General features: G+C 46.4%; 14 protein-coding genes and 1 pseudogene. 3 read left to right on the top strand and 12 right to left on the bottom strand.

Going from position 1 to position 12,792, the window contains the following annotated elements; all coding sequences use genetic code 11:
• Positions 1 to 7: 7 nt before the first annotated feature.
• From JCM10519_RS07450 to JCM10519_RS07420, 11 genes and pseudogenes are all read right to left on the bottom strand, one after another.
• The gene (locus JCM10519_RS07450) at positions 8 to 853 is read right to left on the bottom strand and encodes a glycosyltransferase family 2 protein (RefSeq protein WP_347843453.1); all 846 of its coding nucleotides are present in this window, start codon (positions 851 to 853) and stop codon (positions 8 to 10) included.
• Between the two features lies 1 nt (position 854).
• Positions 855 to 2,690: a glycosyltransferase gene (locus JCM10519_RS07445; RefSeq protein WP_347843452.1), complete on the bottom strand. Its 1,836-nt coding sequence runs from the start codon at positions 2,688 to 2,690 to the stop codon at positions 855 to 857.
• 97 nt (positions 2,691 to 2,787) lie between these two features.
• Positions 2,788 to 2,922: a hypothetical protein gene (locus JCM10519_RS27510; RefSeq protein WP_347843451.1), complete on the bottom strand. Its 135-nt coding sequence runs from the start codon at positions 2,920 to 2,922 to the stop codon at positions 2,788 to 2,790.
• Complete coding sequence (locus JCM10519_RS27505; protein WP_347843450.1) at positions 2,912 to 3,046, bottom strand: hypothetical protein; 135 nt, start codon at positions 3,044 to 3,046, stop codon at positions 2,912 to 2,914. Before JCM10519_RS27505 ends, JCM10519_RS27510 begins: the two co-directional genes overlap by 11 nt.
• Positions 3,036 to 4,044: pseudogene (locus tag JCM10519_RS07440) on the bottom strand (glycosyltransferase family 2 protein). The gene JCM10519_RS27505 and the pseudogene JCM10519_RS07440 overlap by 11 nt, the downstream one beginning before the upstream one ends.
• 4 nt (positions 4,045 to 4,048) lie before the next feature.
• Positions 4,049 to 4,576 carry a zinc-binding dehydrogenase gene (locus JCM10519_RS27500; protein ID WP_347843449.1) on the bottom strand — a complete coding sequence of 176 codons (528 nt, stop codon included), beginning with the start codon at positions 4,574 to 4,576 and terminating at the stop codon, positions 4,049 to 4,051.
• Positions 4,468 to 5,115 carry an alcohol dehydrogenase catalytic domain-containing protein gene (locus JCM10519_RS27495; RefSeq protein WP_347843448.1) on the bottom strand — a complete coding sequence of 216 codons (648 nt, stop codon included), beginning with the start codon at positions 5,113 to 5,115 and terminating at the stop codon, positions 4,468 to 4,470. Before JCM10519_RS27495 ends, JCM10519_RS27500 begins: the two co-directional genes overlap by 109 nt.
• A 9-nt stretch (positions 5,116 to 5,124) precedes the next feature.
• Entirely contained in the window at positions 5,125 to 5,403 is a 279-nt protein-coding gene (locus tag JCM10519_RS27490; protein ID WP_347843447.1) for a hypothetical protein, read from the bottom strand.
• A complete protein-coding gene (locus tag JCM10519_RS07430) occupies positions 5,331 to 6,317 on the bottom strand; it encodes a class I SAM-dependent methyltransferase (protein WP_347843446.1) in 987 nt (328 codons plus the stop codon). The genes JCM10519_RS27490 and JCM10519_RS07430 overlap by 73 nt, the downstream gene beginning before the upstream one ends.
• Before the next feature lie 43 nt (positions 6,318 to 6,360).
• On the bottom strand, positions 6,361 to 7,308 hold the full coding sequence (locus tag JCM10519_RS07425; protein ID WP_054738436.1) for an NAD-dependent epimerase/dehydratase family protein: 948 nt from the start codon (positions 7,306 to 7,308) through the stop codon (positions 6,361 to 6,363).
• Positions 7,309 to 7,400: 92 nt separating this feature from the next.
• Entirely contained in the window at positions 7,401 to 9,332 is a 1,932-nt protein-coding gene (locus JCM10519_RS07420; protein WP_054738435.1) for a thiamine pyrophosphate-dependent enzyme, read from the bottom strand.
• A 610-nt stretch (positions 9,333 to 9,942) separates the two neighbouring features.
• On the opposite strand from JCM10519_RS07420, the gene JCM10519_RS27485 reads away from it, so the two are divergent.
• From JCM10519_RS27485 to JCM10519_RS07410, 3 genes are all read left to right on the top strand, one after another.
• The gene (locus tag JCM10519_RS27485) at positions 9,943 to 10,428 is read left to right on the top strand and encodes a hypothetical protein (RefSeq protein ID WP_347843445.1); all 486 of its coding nucleotides are present in this window, start codon (positions 9,943 to 9,945) and stop codon (positions 10,426 to 10,428) included.
• Positions 10,344 to 11,282, top strand: a complete 939-nt coding sequence (locus JCM10519_RS07415) for a hypothetical protein (RefSeq protein WP_347843491.1) — start codon at positions 10,344 to 10,346, stop codon at positions 11,280 to 11,282. Before JCM10519_RS27485 ends, JCM10519_RS07415 begins: the two co-directional genes overlap by 85 nt.
• Positions 11,283 to 11,516: 234 nt before the next feature.
• The gene (locus JCM10519_RS07410) at positions 11,517 to 11,924 is read left to right on the top strand and encodes a hypothetical protein (protein WP_054738434.1); all 408 of its coding nucleotides are present in this window, start codon (positions 11,517 to 11,519) and stop codon (positions 11,922 to 11,924) included.
• A 46-nt stretch (positions 11,925 to 11,970) separates the two neighbouring features.
• On the opposite strand, the gene JCM10519_RS27480 is transcribed toward JCM10519_RS07410, so the two are convergent.
• Positions 11,971 to 12,120, bottom strand: a complete 150-nt coding sequence (locus JCM10519_RS27480; RefSeq protein WP_347843444.1) for a hypothetical protein — start codon at positions 12,118 to 12,120, stop codon at positions 11,971 to 11,973.
• Positions 12,121 to 12,792 lie beyond the last annotated feature (672 nt).

Genomic DNA, 12,792 nt, shown 5'->3' with positions numbered 1-12,792 from the left:
GCCGTCCTTAATCCCTCTTTAAGCCCCTCCCCATAGTCAGAAGCAAAGCCGATCTTCTTAAAAAAAACAGGTACTTCACAAAGGTTCCGGCTAAAATGGGAGGCAGATTCACCAGAAGCTGCAAAACCGGCATATTCTTATAATTTAAATAAACATTATTTCTGGCAGCCAGCCGGACCTTAAAGGAATTATACTTGGATCCGCTGGTCCCGCTGCCCACATGGTAAACCACGGCTGTGGGGCAGTACAGGTTTTCATATCCGTAGATCTTTGCCCGGTAACCCACATCAATATCTTCCAGATAGGCAAAATGGGCCTCGTCAAAGCCACCGATCTCCTGAAACACTTCCCGTCTGTAAATGGCGGCTCCTGCGCAGGCTGCAAAAACGCTGCGGGCCTTTTGATAGCCCTTGCTGCTTTGTCCCACGCCTCTTTGATAAGCCCAGCCTAAAAGGCTGTACATATCTCCTGCATCATCCATAAGCTCCCTATGGTATAGCTGGATCATCTTGCTGCTGACGGAAAATATCTTAGGCGACCGGTCTATGGCACGGACCAGTTCCTTTACATAATCAGGTTCCGGCTCCGTGTCATTGTTTAACAAAATCACATAAGGCGTTTTTGCATGGCGGATTCCTACATTTACAGCCCCGGAAAAGCCCGTGTTCTCCTCCAGGAAAACAGATGGAATGTTTCTGTCCTTCAGCCATTTTACGCTTCCGTCTGTGGAACCGTTATCCACCACAAGAAGCTCAAAGTTCTTATCACTCTGAGCTTCAAGGGCCTTAAAACAAGGTTCCATAAATTTTAATCCGTTATAATTAGGAATAATAACCGTTACTTTCTTTTCCATCTCATACCTCAAGCTTATAGGGTTCCCCGATTTTTTCTTTTCGAAGATCCCGCAGGGCAAAATTGGATTTACGCAGGGTTAAATTGGGGTTGTAATAAGGATCCCCGTCTCTTAAGATATCAGGCCACTTCCGGGAAAACTTTTTGATCTCCTGATTAAAACGGGCCACTTTCTCCGGCGTATCCTCAAGCCCTCTTGATTTTGACTCATAATGATAGAACAGGGCATATGGAGCATAAACCACCAGCTTATTTAAGGACCGGATCTTCATGCAGAAATCGATATCGTTAAAGGCAACGGCAAGATCCTCTGAAAAACCGCCCGCTTCCTCAAACAGGGATTTTTTGCTCATCATACAGGCAGCTGTTACTGCGCTGTAATCTCTGGCACACATGGCCTGATTGAAATAGCTGCTTTCCGCCTTGTGAAGTCCGATAAAGGTATGCCCTGCAATGCCGCCGAAGCCAACCACCACACCGGCATGCTGAATGGTATCATCGGAATAAAGAAGCCTGACTCCGACAGCACCCACATCCTCTCTCTGGCAGAAGCCTAACATCTCATGGATGCTTTCGCGGCCTATCATTTCCGTATCATTATTTAAAAACAGGAGATATTCGCCTTTTGCATGGGCTACACCGAAGTTATTGATGGCAGAGTAGTTAAATTCCCTCTCCCATGTAACCACATGGACAAAATCGAATTCCTTCTGGATCCTGTCATAATATTCAAAGGTTTCCGGGGCAGTGCTGTTATTTTCCACAACAATGAATTCCAGGTTTTGATAGGTGGATTTCTCCATGATGGAGCGAATGCATAAATCCAGGTCAGCGCTGTGATCCTTGTTGGGAATGATGACAGAAACCAGGGGAGTTCCTGTTATTTTAAACGTAGTATGATAGATTCCGTAATCAATGCCTTTTTCCACGGACTGCACCTCTATGCCCACCCGGTCATAGTGGGCCTTGATGGCCCTAGCTCCCGCCTCAAAGGCGTATAATTTGCTCTCCGGGTTGCTTGAGGTGGAGTTCTGATGGCAGCGCCAGTGATACAGGGCCTTTGGAATATGGTGTATTTTTCTGGCTTTTTCCGTGCACCGGAAAATAAAATCATAATCCTGGGCTCCGTCAAATTCTTCACGAAAGCCTCCCACCTCCAGGAGCAGCTCATGGTTCACCACAAACAAATGGCAGATATAATTGACGCTTGTCAAAAGATCCGGGTTAAAATCAGGTTTAAAATGAGGTTCAAATAATTCTCCTCCGTCAATGTCAAGCTTATCTTCATCAGTATAAACCACATCAATTTCCGGATCAGAATTAATGGCCTTCACGCACTCAAACAACGCATCCGGTGCAAGGGTATCATCATGGTCTGCCAGGACAATAAAATCTCCCGTTGCCATTTCCATTGCAGCATTGGTATTTCCTGCAATGCCTTTATTTTCTCCAAGAATCACATAGCGAATCCGTTCATCCTTTATGGCATAGCGCTTTAATACCCGTTCCACGCCCTCTCCCTTTGGGCTTCCGTCTGCAATGCACACTTCCCATTTCCCATAGGTCTGGGCAAGGAGGGAATCCAGCATGGCTGACAAATAACGCTCCGGCGTCTTATAAGCAGGTATTACCACAGACATCTTAGGTCTATAGTCAAAATCCGCCTTTCTCTGGGCTTCCAGCTCCTCATCCGTGGTTTTCGTAAGTGCGTACCATTCCGGATAATCATAATCACTGTCAATTCCCTGAAGCTTGTGCCTGGATTTTAACACAAATGCCTTAAAGCCGTTTTCCTTCCAGAAATCCACGGCAGACCGGAAGGTCTGCACATTCATCATGCTTTTCAGCTTTGTGCTTTTTTATGGGCAGAGCTGTTCTGTCTTTCAATGATATCGGCGTTTAACTTCACTCTGGCAGTTTTCCCGTCACACCGGATCACCAGGTCCTGTCCTCGTTTTTCTCCCGGATATAAGGAATGCGGATGTCAAATCCTAAATCCTTTTCGGCCGCCTTCTTAAAATAGATCTGGCACACATCATCTCTGCGTACGGCCACATACTTAAATTCCACGCTTTTTTTCCTGCCCGTCCAAAACTTCAAACGCCGCCTCTGAGTCAAGGCTCTTTCCAATGACCCAGCCGTTTAATACGATTGAATTCTCACGGATTCTTGCTACATCTATCTTATATTTCATCGCTATTCTCCATGGATGCCGTCATTAAAAGTATCCCTTCATCCAAACTGCCTTCCGCTTTTTCTGTAAAATTGATTCTCTCCTCCTCAATCACAAGAGGCCGCTTCATAACACGGGCATTGATGGACAGAACATATTCTCCCACAAGTCCTATAAAAAAAGATCTGCACAGAGCCAAGAAAACACATGCCAATCAAAAGAGGAGCCATGCCGGCGGGAAAACGGTCCCAGTACACCAGCTTCATGACCAGATAAATAAGGGCCACCATCATGCTGGCAAAGGAGCATATGCTCCCGAATATGGTCGCAAGGCGAAGCCCTACCTTGGTGTAAGAAGTAACGCTTAACATTGCCGCATCATACAGACGGTAAAAGTTATTGCTTGTCTTTCCTGCCCGCCTTTTGGGCTGCTCATATGGAATCTCCTTGCGCCGGAAGCCAAGCTCCGCCACAATACCGCGGAGGAAAGGCGTAGGGTCATCCAGCTCCCTGAGAACCTTTATAAATCTCTGGTCATATAAGCCAAAACCGGTGAAATGCTCGATCTGCTCCACATCGGAAAGCCTCTTAATGGTCTTATAGTAACAGCTTCTCAGCCAGTACATGATCTTATTCTCTTTGCTGGATTTCTTGATCCCAATGACGATCTTATAGCCCTTTTCCCATTCCTTTACATACTTTGGGATCATCTCTACCGGGTCCTGGAAATCCGCAGCCATAAGAATGGTGCAGTCTCCGCCCGTCTGGAGCATGGCGTAATAAGGGGAATTGAACTGACCGAAATTCTTGGCGTTAAAAATTCCCTTTACCCTTTTCTCCTGAGAGCATAAGTCCCGGATAATTTCCCTGGTACGGTCCTTAGAATCATTATCAATAAAAATCAGCTCATAGGTGTAATCTGGCAAATCAGTTTTAAATATATTGTCAATCGCCTGGTACATGGCATTTACATTTTCTTCCTCATTGTAACAGGGAATCACGATGCTTATTGTTTTCATATGTTCACTTCCAATCTATCCGAACCATCACTTTAATCAGATCTTCCGGCTTTTCTTTCATAAGCTGCAGAGCTGTCTCAACCTGCTCCAGGCCATAAAGGTGGTGAGTCACCAGCTTTTCTGGATTGATCCTCCCATACTGGACCATTTTTAATAGGCGTTCCATTCTCACTCTGCCGCCCTTTGCAAGCTCTGTGTGGATCGTCTTTCCCGCCATGCCCCGTCCGCCTGAAAACTTGGGAAAAGGCAGGCTTCCGGTTCCGCCATAGTAATTTACATTGGATATGGTTCCGATTCCGTACCTAGCCATATCTACCGCCTGGGCAAAGACCTCATCCCCGCCTCCGCAGATGATGACACTGTCAGCTCCAAGACCTCCCGTCCGTTCCATGACCTGTTCCGTCAGGTTTCCATCCTTATAGCTTAAGACCTCTGTGGCTCCGAATTCCCTGGCAAGCTCCACACAAATGGGCCTGCTGCCAACTGCCAGGATCCTTGCAGCACCCAGATGGCGTGCTCCTTCAACCGCCATAAGCCAATGGGGCCGATCCCCAGGACCACTACGGTATCGCCGATTTTAATATCCGCAAATTCCGCTCCCGTAAAGCCTGTAGTAACTACATCCACGCACATAAGGGCCTGTTCCAGGCTGATTCCCTCCGGGATTTTCGCCAAAGTGGTATCTGCATCAGGAATTAAAAATTTCTCCGCAAACACTCCCGGCGCCGTCCTTCCAAGCTGATGGCCGGAAAAGGGGGCAGACGCATGCTTAAAATTCCCTTCCTGGATTCCGCAGGCTCTCCAGTCCGGCGTGATGGCAGGAACCGCCACCAGATCTCCGGCCTTAAAGTCGCAGACCAGTTCTCCGGTCTCCAGGACCTCTGCCACGCATTCATGTCCCAAAATCAGGTTGGGAGCCTTCCGCGAGCCTCCGCCGTATACCGTATGGACATCGGAGGAGCAGGGGGTCACCGCGATGGGGCGGAGAATGGCTCCATAAGGAGTTATGGCAGGTTCCGGCGCATCATACCAGCCGACCTTGCCAGGTTCGATCAAAACAAAAGCTTTCATAGGTTTTTCTTATATCCTTTCCAAATGATTGGATTTTAACGCCAGAATCTCTACATTCCGGCTAAATTTTCCCTGTATGATTCCCGCGATCTCATCCGTATAACCAGGAGCCACAATCAAAATGGCATCTACCGGGTCCTTATGGTAATGATCCGGCGGTACAATGGGAAGGTGGGAGGCAGGGGCGTACTTTCCCTGCTTAAAGGGGGCGGAATCTATGATGTATCTTGCAAACCGGCCAATGACCGTTGTAGAAGCCAGAGTAAAGCCTGGTGGCTGGCTCCCCATATTGCCAGGCTCTTTCCCTGGTCCTTAAGCCTGCCGGCCAGTTCTTCCAGTTCCCTGCCAATGGTGTCCAGGCTTTCCTTAAGACCTGATATGTCCACCGGTGTTCCTTTTTTTCTGTCATTCAGCTTTCCTTCTGACTGCTTTCTTTTTCTCACAATGACAGAAAGGGTATCCCGGTTTACCATTTCCTCTTCCAATACCTGAAACCCGGCCATTTCTACCGCATAGCGCAGGGTATCAAAGGTATAATAGGCAAGATGGTCCCGGATCAGTTCATAATACCCGTCATACTGCAGGATATACTCCAGGCTTGGAACCGTAATTAAGCCCACGCCCTCTTCTGACAAGTTATCTGCGATGCAGCGGAGCATACCCACCGGGTCCGGCTGGTGCTCCAGAAAATTAAAGGACAGAAACCCGTCATAGGGACCGGCAGCGCTGCCGTCATCGGCTGCAAGGACTTCCCCTTCTGCTGCAAACTGCTTCCAGACGGTAAGTCCCTTTTCCCTTGCAAGACCGACAAGACTTTCCCTGTTTTCGATTCCATAAGCCTTTACCGGGAATTCCGACAGCACAGAAAGAAATTCTCCCTGGCCGCATCCGGCCTCAATCAGCTTCTTTCCTTCCAGATGATACTTATCAATAAAATGCCGGTACTGGCTCTTTCTTAAGTTTACCATGGTGGTGGTAAAGCCGCCGGAACGGATCACGTCCTTGTAGTATGCCACAGGTTCACAATCAAACTGCACCAGACCGCATGCCTGGCACTGATGGAGAGAAAGGGTGATTCCCTGTTCCTCTTCCAGTTCTTCCCTTGCCGGGATGTCCTGAGCCGAAGCAGGCATATCCGTAAGGGTCATCAGTGGCTTTTCCCCAAGCGGCCTGCCGCATACAATACAAATCCTATCTCTCATACCACAAAATTCCTCCATGTCAATATTTTTGTATACTAACGAATCAATCGGATATGGCGGCCGCTTGATAAGTCCGCCGGATTCCTTCCGGAAAACTCACAAGCGGCTGCCATCCGGTTGCTTTTTCCAGTTTTTTTATATCAGGAATCAGATTTGCCGGTCCCTCTGCATTGGGTGCCCTTCTGCCGTAGCTGTAGCTTCCGTGAAAACCAAGAACCTCATACATGGTCCGGATGTATTCCCTCAAAGGACGGTTTTCCCCTTCCGGTCCTGCCACATTATAAATTCCGGAAACTGATTCTTTCTCCTGTTCCATCAAAAGTATCAGCGCCCGGATGCAATCGTCAAGATATAAAAAGTTCCACATTTGCGTACACTCCCCCAGGGAAATGTACTCTCCCCTGCCAAATGCCCTAAGGCAGCTTTCCACCAGGGACCAGGGATGATCGCCTGGACCGTACACGCTGAATATTCTGGTATGGATGTATTCCATCTCTGATACGCCTGTTTTTCTCCAGTTTTCGGTCAGTGACTTGGCCCTTTCTGAAAATTCCAGCTTTGCCCTGCCATATTCGGAAACAGGCTTGCATTCTGTCTCTTCTGTCATTGCTTCTCTGTGAATTCCGTATTCTGCCTGGGAACCGCTGAAGAGGAAGCGTTTGCAGCCAAGACGTCTGGCTCCTTCCAGAGCCTTTAAGGAATCCTCCACGTTCTTTTGCTGAACCTCCCTTTTCATCCGGTTTTCACTTCCGGAGCCTTCCCAGCCAAAATGGTAAAATGACTGGCATGGTTCATGGATTACCTGGGAAAGCTCATGAAGCTCTTCTAAGTTCCGCTCAATCCGAATAAGGCCCTCCCGCTGGATTGCAAGGTTTCCCATATTCTTTGAACCGGGACGGACCACCGCAAATACCTGGTTTTTTTCTAATAAAAGCCGGTCAACCAATGCTCTTCCAAGAAAACTGGTGGCCCCTGTTACAACAACGTTCAACGTTTTTCCTCCACTTGTTGGTTTTTATTTCTGCCGGCAATAAGCCAGGTGCAGGAATGACTCCATTCCTGCATCCGGCCAATGCTGCAGGATTACCTGATTCTAGAGATGATCATATTCCGGTCCATCTCTTCATCAGAAAGAAATGGGGACAGATCCTCCAGTGGCGGGGAAGTAAGGGTTCCGTCCGGCAGGCGCTTGGCAGAGGACTTTGGTTCAAAATTCTGATCCTTGCTTACAAACACCTCACAGATCACCGGTCCCGCCGTGGACAATGCCGTTTCAACAGCATGTTCCAGCTGGCTGTTATGGCATGCACGAACATAAGGATAGCCATAGGCTGCTGAAAGCTTTTCCATGTCAGGAAAGCTTAAGTCCTGACTGTCCACCCCGATTCCCACTAACGGCTCCCCAAAGAAATTCTTCTGGGTCTGGCGGATGGAATGATATCCTCCATTATTAATAAGAAATATCTTAATTGGCATACGGTGATGAATGATGGTCTGAAGCTCCTGTAAGTTCATCTGAATGCTTCCGTCACCTGTAACCAGAATGATGTCTTTTCCATGTTCCGCCATACAGGCTCCGATAGCAGCCGGAAGATCATAGCCCATGGAGGCAACTGCTGAGTTGGATATGAACCGCTGTCCCTTCTTAATGATATAGGCATGTCCTCCAACGACGCAGGCTGAACCGTTTCCTACCACAGTGACCCTGTTTTCAGGAACCCGGCTGCTCAGTTCCTTAATAAATGCGTAAACATTGGTTTCCTCATTGTCTCCATTGCTGTAATGCTTTGGAAGCACAACCGGATACGTTTCCTTCCACATCCGGCAGGTCTCATTCCAGGTCATGTTATTAAGACCTTTTCCGCCGGAAAACAGAGGGTGTTTAGAGGAAGACTGGTATTCTGAATCCAGAAGCTTCTCCAAAGCTGTCAGCAAATCTTTGACATCGGCGTGGACTCTCATGTCGGCATGAATGGAAGGCTTCTTTAGTTCCTCAGGATCGATATCATTGACGATCACATAGGCCTCCCTGGCCCATGTAGTATAATTGTACCCTACCTGACGGATGCTTAAGCGGCTTCCAAGTGAAAGAACCAGATCGCTGTTTTGAATGGCAAAGTTTCCTGCACGGTCTCCCATTCCGCCTCCTCGTCCTGTATATAAAGGATGCTCATCCTCTATGCAGTCCTGGCTGTTCCAGCCTGTCACAACGGGGATTCCCAGCTTTTCTGCTACCCGCATGAATACCTCATGGGCTTGTCCGATGCGGATTCCGTTGCCTGCATTGATTACTGGTCTGGAAGAAGATTTTATTTTATCTAAAATGGTGCGGGCAACATCTGACGTTATCTTTGGGGGAAGGACCTGGCGTTTTTCACCGGAGCCTGCTTCATCCTCTTTTATTTTCGCTTCGCTTTCGCAAGCCCAGCCGTCTCCGCCCTGCTCATAGTTTTTCGCTGAAAAGCCGATCAAGCCATCTGTTTCAATATAGGCGCCCTGGACGTTTAACGGGATGTCCAGCCAGGTGGGGCCGGGGCGGCCGGATAAGGCAAGGTAAATGGCTTTTTCCAGAGTGTAACGGATCCTCATGGGGTCAATCACCATCTCGCTGTATTTTGTCATACAGTCAATAGCCTTTGTTATATCAAACTCCTGGTCTCCCATGGCTCTGATCCCGACTTCCGACCATCTGGCCGTTGTGTCATAACGCACCTGGCCTGATAAAATTAACATGGGAATAGAATCCAGATAACCTCCAAGCACTCCGGTAATGGCATTGGTCCCTCCAGGGCCTGTGGTAACGCAGACCGCTGCTATGCGGCCTTCTATTCTGGCATAGGATTCTGCAGCAATGGCACATGCCTGCTCGTGATGGTTATATAAGCAGTGCATTCCCTCCTGATGTCCTAAAGCATCGTTTAAATGCATGGCTCCGCCGCCGGTAACCGTAAATACCTGTGTAATCCCGGAATCTACCAGCTTTTGGGAGATGTAGTTGGATACTTTCATTCTCATGGATTTTCTCTCCTTTCCTCTTCCCCGCCCGTGCTCTTGGGCTTATAGGTATACCTGTTGGGTATTTTGGAGGAATGTTTATTTTTTGTTTTAGTCCGTAGCGTAGCTTGCTTGTTCGCAGTGTGGACCTCTAGTCCGCAGTGCAGCCTGCTAGTCCGGGGTGCACCCCGCTGGTCCGCAGTGCAGCCCGTAAGCCTGCGAAGCCGCAGGATTCGCAGGCTTACGGGCATTCGCCCTATGAATTAGAACACGGAAAAGTTTTCTTACGTGCGAGCACGACGAAAATTTTTCCGTGTTCTAATTCGCACTGCTCATTGCTTTCGTGAAGATTATACCACACCTCCCCCTCATTTTCCTATTAAAGTTTTCTTACTTTCTAAAAGCTTCCTTTTTTTCTCCCTAAATACCTTATTATGGAGATTCCCCTTTGTGTTTATGGGGGAACCCCTGGGTTTTCTCTTCTTTTTTTCTTGTTATGTTATCTCCTTCCATATCTGCCAGCAAACCACACTATCAAAGTGCCTTCCAGGTACGTTATAATCGCAGAGTAATGCAACTATGGATTTTCGGCCACGATAAAACTTATTGCAAAAAAGGAGAGAACATATTTATGAAAAAGCACTTAAAATTGATGGCTGTATTATCCGCTGCCGGTGTTTTAACCGTAGCAGCTCCAGAACTGGGCTTAATCAACACAGCAGCCACCGCCTATGCAAAGGTAGTCGGCTGGGTTGAGGAAAACGGAAGCTGGAAATTTTATGAAGATAATGACAGTTACGTAACCGATGCCTGGAAAAAGCGCGGCGAAGACTGGTACTACTTAAACGAAGACGGCAATGTAGCCACTAATGCACAAATCGATGAATATTACGTAGACGAAAATGGGATAAGGGTTTCTGACAAATGGATTTCCATGACCAATGAAAACTTCTGGGACGCAGCTGATGCTCCTGAGTTTTATGGCACTACTATGGAAAAAACGGTAAGGAAGTTGTTTCCAAGTGGCAGAAAATCAATGAGAATTTATACTACTTCAATGACCAGGGTGAAATGCAGACCGGTAAAATCGAAATTGAAGGAAGTATTTATTATTTAGGCGAAGAGAACGACGGCGTTATGAAGACAGGCTGGATTAAGCTTGAGAATGACTCTGATGATCTTGACGAAACCCACTCCTGGTACTATTTTGATAAGAGCGGCCGTATGGTAGAAAACCAGGTCGACAGAAAGATCGATGGAAACTATTATACCTTTGTTAACGGAATCATGCAGACCGGTTGGTACAAGCTTCCTGTCACTGCAACCGAATCCGAAGCAACTGCCAATGCAGCTACAGCAGCTGGATACCAGTACTATGATCCAGATAACGGTGCACGGGTTAACGGTTGGAAGGATATCGAAGGTATTGCAGGACTCAGCGAAGAGGGAGAGACCTATACATTCTACTTCAAGAATGGCGCTCCTTACTGCGCAGCAAATGGTCTTGAGTTATTCACCATTGATTCCAAAAAATATGCGTTCAATACAAAGGGAGAAATGCAGACCGGACTGAAAGTTGTGAACTTAGAAGACGGCGGAATTGCCAATTTCTACTTCGGAACAGACGGTGCTATGGCTACCGGAAAGCAGACAATCTACAACGAGGATCTTGATGAGGACCAGGTTTGGTTCTTCCAGACAGAAGGTACTAACAAAGGACAGGGAGTTCACGGTGTCCGTGATAACGTCCTGTATGAATATGGTTTAAGAAAAGAAGCTGATGCCGACTTAAAGGTTGCTCCTATTTCCTTTGAAGGCAAACAGTATCTTGTAAATGCCAGCGGTTCCCTCCAGAAAGCAGCTTCCTCTTCCAAGTCAGCTACAAAGCCAGAGCTTGGAGCAGGATATAAGGATTATAAGGATTCCAATGACAAAGTATGGATTGTCGATGTAAACGGCATTATCCAGTAAAGTAAAAACAAATTACAAAAGATTCATCCGTTCAATTATAAAGAGGTCCCCACGTTTTCAGCGTGTGGATCTCTTTTATGCATTTTGCACCAATAATCCGGTTGTTTTTGTGTAGCTTCTATAAATTTACATTTTTTTATATAATTTGCACTTTTCTGCGTTATAATTTGAATTATTTTACGTTATATATTATAGAGGTAGATTGTCTTTATGGTAAAAAAAAGGAGGAGACCGATGAGAGAACTGTCCGTGTACTATTGTCCTAAATGCGGTTACTATGGATATTATCAGCTTCAGCGGAACGCAGTTTGCCCCAAGTGCAGGGAGGATATGGTAACATTATCCATCAGTTATCAGGATTTTATGGATCTCTCCTGCGAAGCAAGGGACGAATTGCTTTCCGCCCATATTGTTGCAGTATCTTCTCCCTATGTCCGGCGCCTGTTGGCGCCACACAAGGTCAATAACAACAGGGAGATTATCGCCCGTATGGGGGAACGCATTACCGAATTAGAAATAGAAAATGAAAAGCTGAATAAAACTATTGAATGGATGCACCAGACTATCTGGGAACTGATGCGCAAGACCAAAGGGTTTGATCCCGATAGTGAAGAAAATTTCAAAACCGGAATCGATCCTTGACTGGGATATTCCCGGGAGTGCCCCCGCACTCCCCGGCTATCCCTGATCAGGCAACTTCGTTTGCGCTTATGTAACGACCTATCAATCTATTAAGCGTCTGATTTAACCTTTTAATCACTTTATGAAGTTTTTCATTCTCTTCCATAAGCCTCTCATTCTCAATCTCTATAATCCTTAGCTTCTCAGCATCTGTCATATAGAAAACCCTCCTTTTTTCGCTTTTCTTGTAATCACTATAAGCCGTTTTCATTTGTTTGAAAAGCGAAACTAATCGCAATATTCGACATTTATTTGTCATTCCTTAATAATTTGGCCATATTTTTTTATAAAAAGAAATGAAAATACTACATCTATTTATTGTAATTAAACAAGGTACTATATGTGCTGTATGGAATTGTCGATAAAATTCGTGAAAAATTGATCACTTTTGATGAGATTTTAACGACTAAATGTAACATTTCATTCTATTTTTCTGATATTCAAGATGGTTGGCTTCTATGGAGGCTTGCGGGATGAAGAAATTGATTCTTTGTTGGGTTTCTGACGGCTGTAATGTATTGGAAGGAAATTTTAACTGTACCTTAACAGTGAGGCTCGCGAAGAGATGATAAAAAACAATGGAACATTTACAGTGGACTATAAGATGTTAACTTTAAGGCAATAGAATTGCTGCCTATAGCCATAATTAATCAAAGAACTGAATTCCGTCTCATTGCCCTGCAATAGAACGAAAGAAGGTAAAGGCTGGAATCGCCGATATCTGGAAAAGGAATGAGTATCCTCATATCTCACGTAGACGGGAAGTGAAAAGCTGCTCTTACTACCCATATCGCTCCCACCATTGAAAACGCTCCCAGAGCCGTTTCAA

It is taken from the genome of Clostridium sp. NkU-1, from assembly GCA_001312405.1.
Note: the sequence above shows the minus strand (reverse complement) of the source record. Positions and strands in the feature narration are given on the sequence as shown.

Coding starts and splice junctions, on each gene's coding strand:
- JCM10519_RS07450 (WP_347843453.1), bottom strand. CDS start 853: ATGGAAAAGAAAGTAACGGTTATTATTCCTAATTATAACGGATTAAAA.
- JCM10519_RS07445 (WP_347843452.1), bottom strand. CDS start 2,690: ATGATGAATGTGCAGACCTTCCGGTCTGCCGTGGATTTCTGGAAGGAA.
- JCM10519_RS27505 (WP_347843450.1), bottom strand. CDS start 3,046: ATGAAATATAAGATAGATGTAGCAAGAATCCGTGAGAATTCAATCGTA.
- JCM10519_RS27500 (WP_347843449.1), bottom strand. CDS start 4,576: ATGGCGGTTGAAGGAGCACGCCATCTGGGTGCTGCAAGGATCCTGGCA.
- JCM10519_RS27495 (WP_347843448.1), bottom strand. CDS start 5,115: ATGAAAGCTTTTGTTTTGATCGAACCTGGCAAGGTCGGCTGGTATGAT.
- JCM10519_RS27490 (WP_347843447.1), bottom strand. CDS start 5,403: ATGGGGAGCCAGCCACCAGGCTTTACTCTGGCTTCTACAACGGTCATT.
- JCM10519_RS07430 (WP_347843446.1), bottom strand. CDS start 6,317: ATGAGAGATAGGATTTGTATTGTATGCGGCAGGCCGCTTGGGGAAAAG.
- JCM10519_RS07420 (WP_054738435.1), bottom strand. CDS start 9,332: ATGAGAATGAAAGTATCCAACTACATCTCCCAAAAGCTGGTAGATTCC.
- JCM10519_RS27485 (WP_347843445.1), top strand. CDS start 9,943: ATGAAAAAGCACTTAAAATTGATGGCTGTATTATCCGCTGCCGGTGTT.
- JCM10519_RS07410 (WP_054738434.1), top strand. CDS start 11,517: ATGAGAGAACTGTCCGTGTACTATTGTCCTAAATGCGGTTACTATGGA.
- JCM10519_RS27480 (WP_347843444.1), bottom strand. CDS start 12,120: ATGACAGATGCTGAGAAGCTAAGGATTATAGAGATTGAGAATGAGAGG.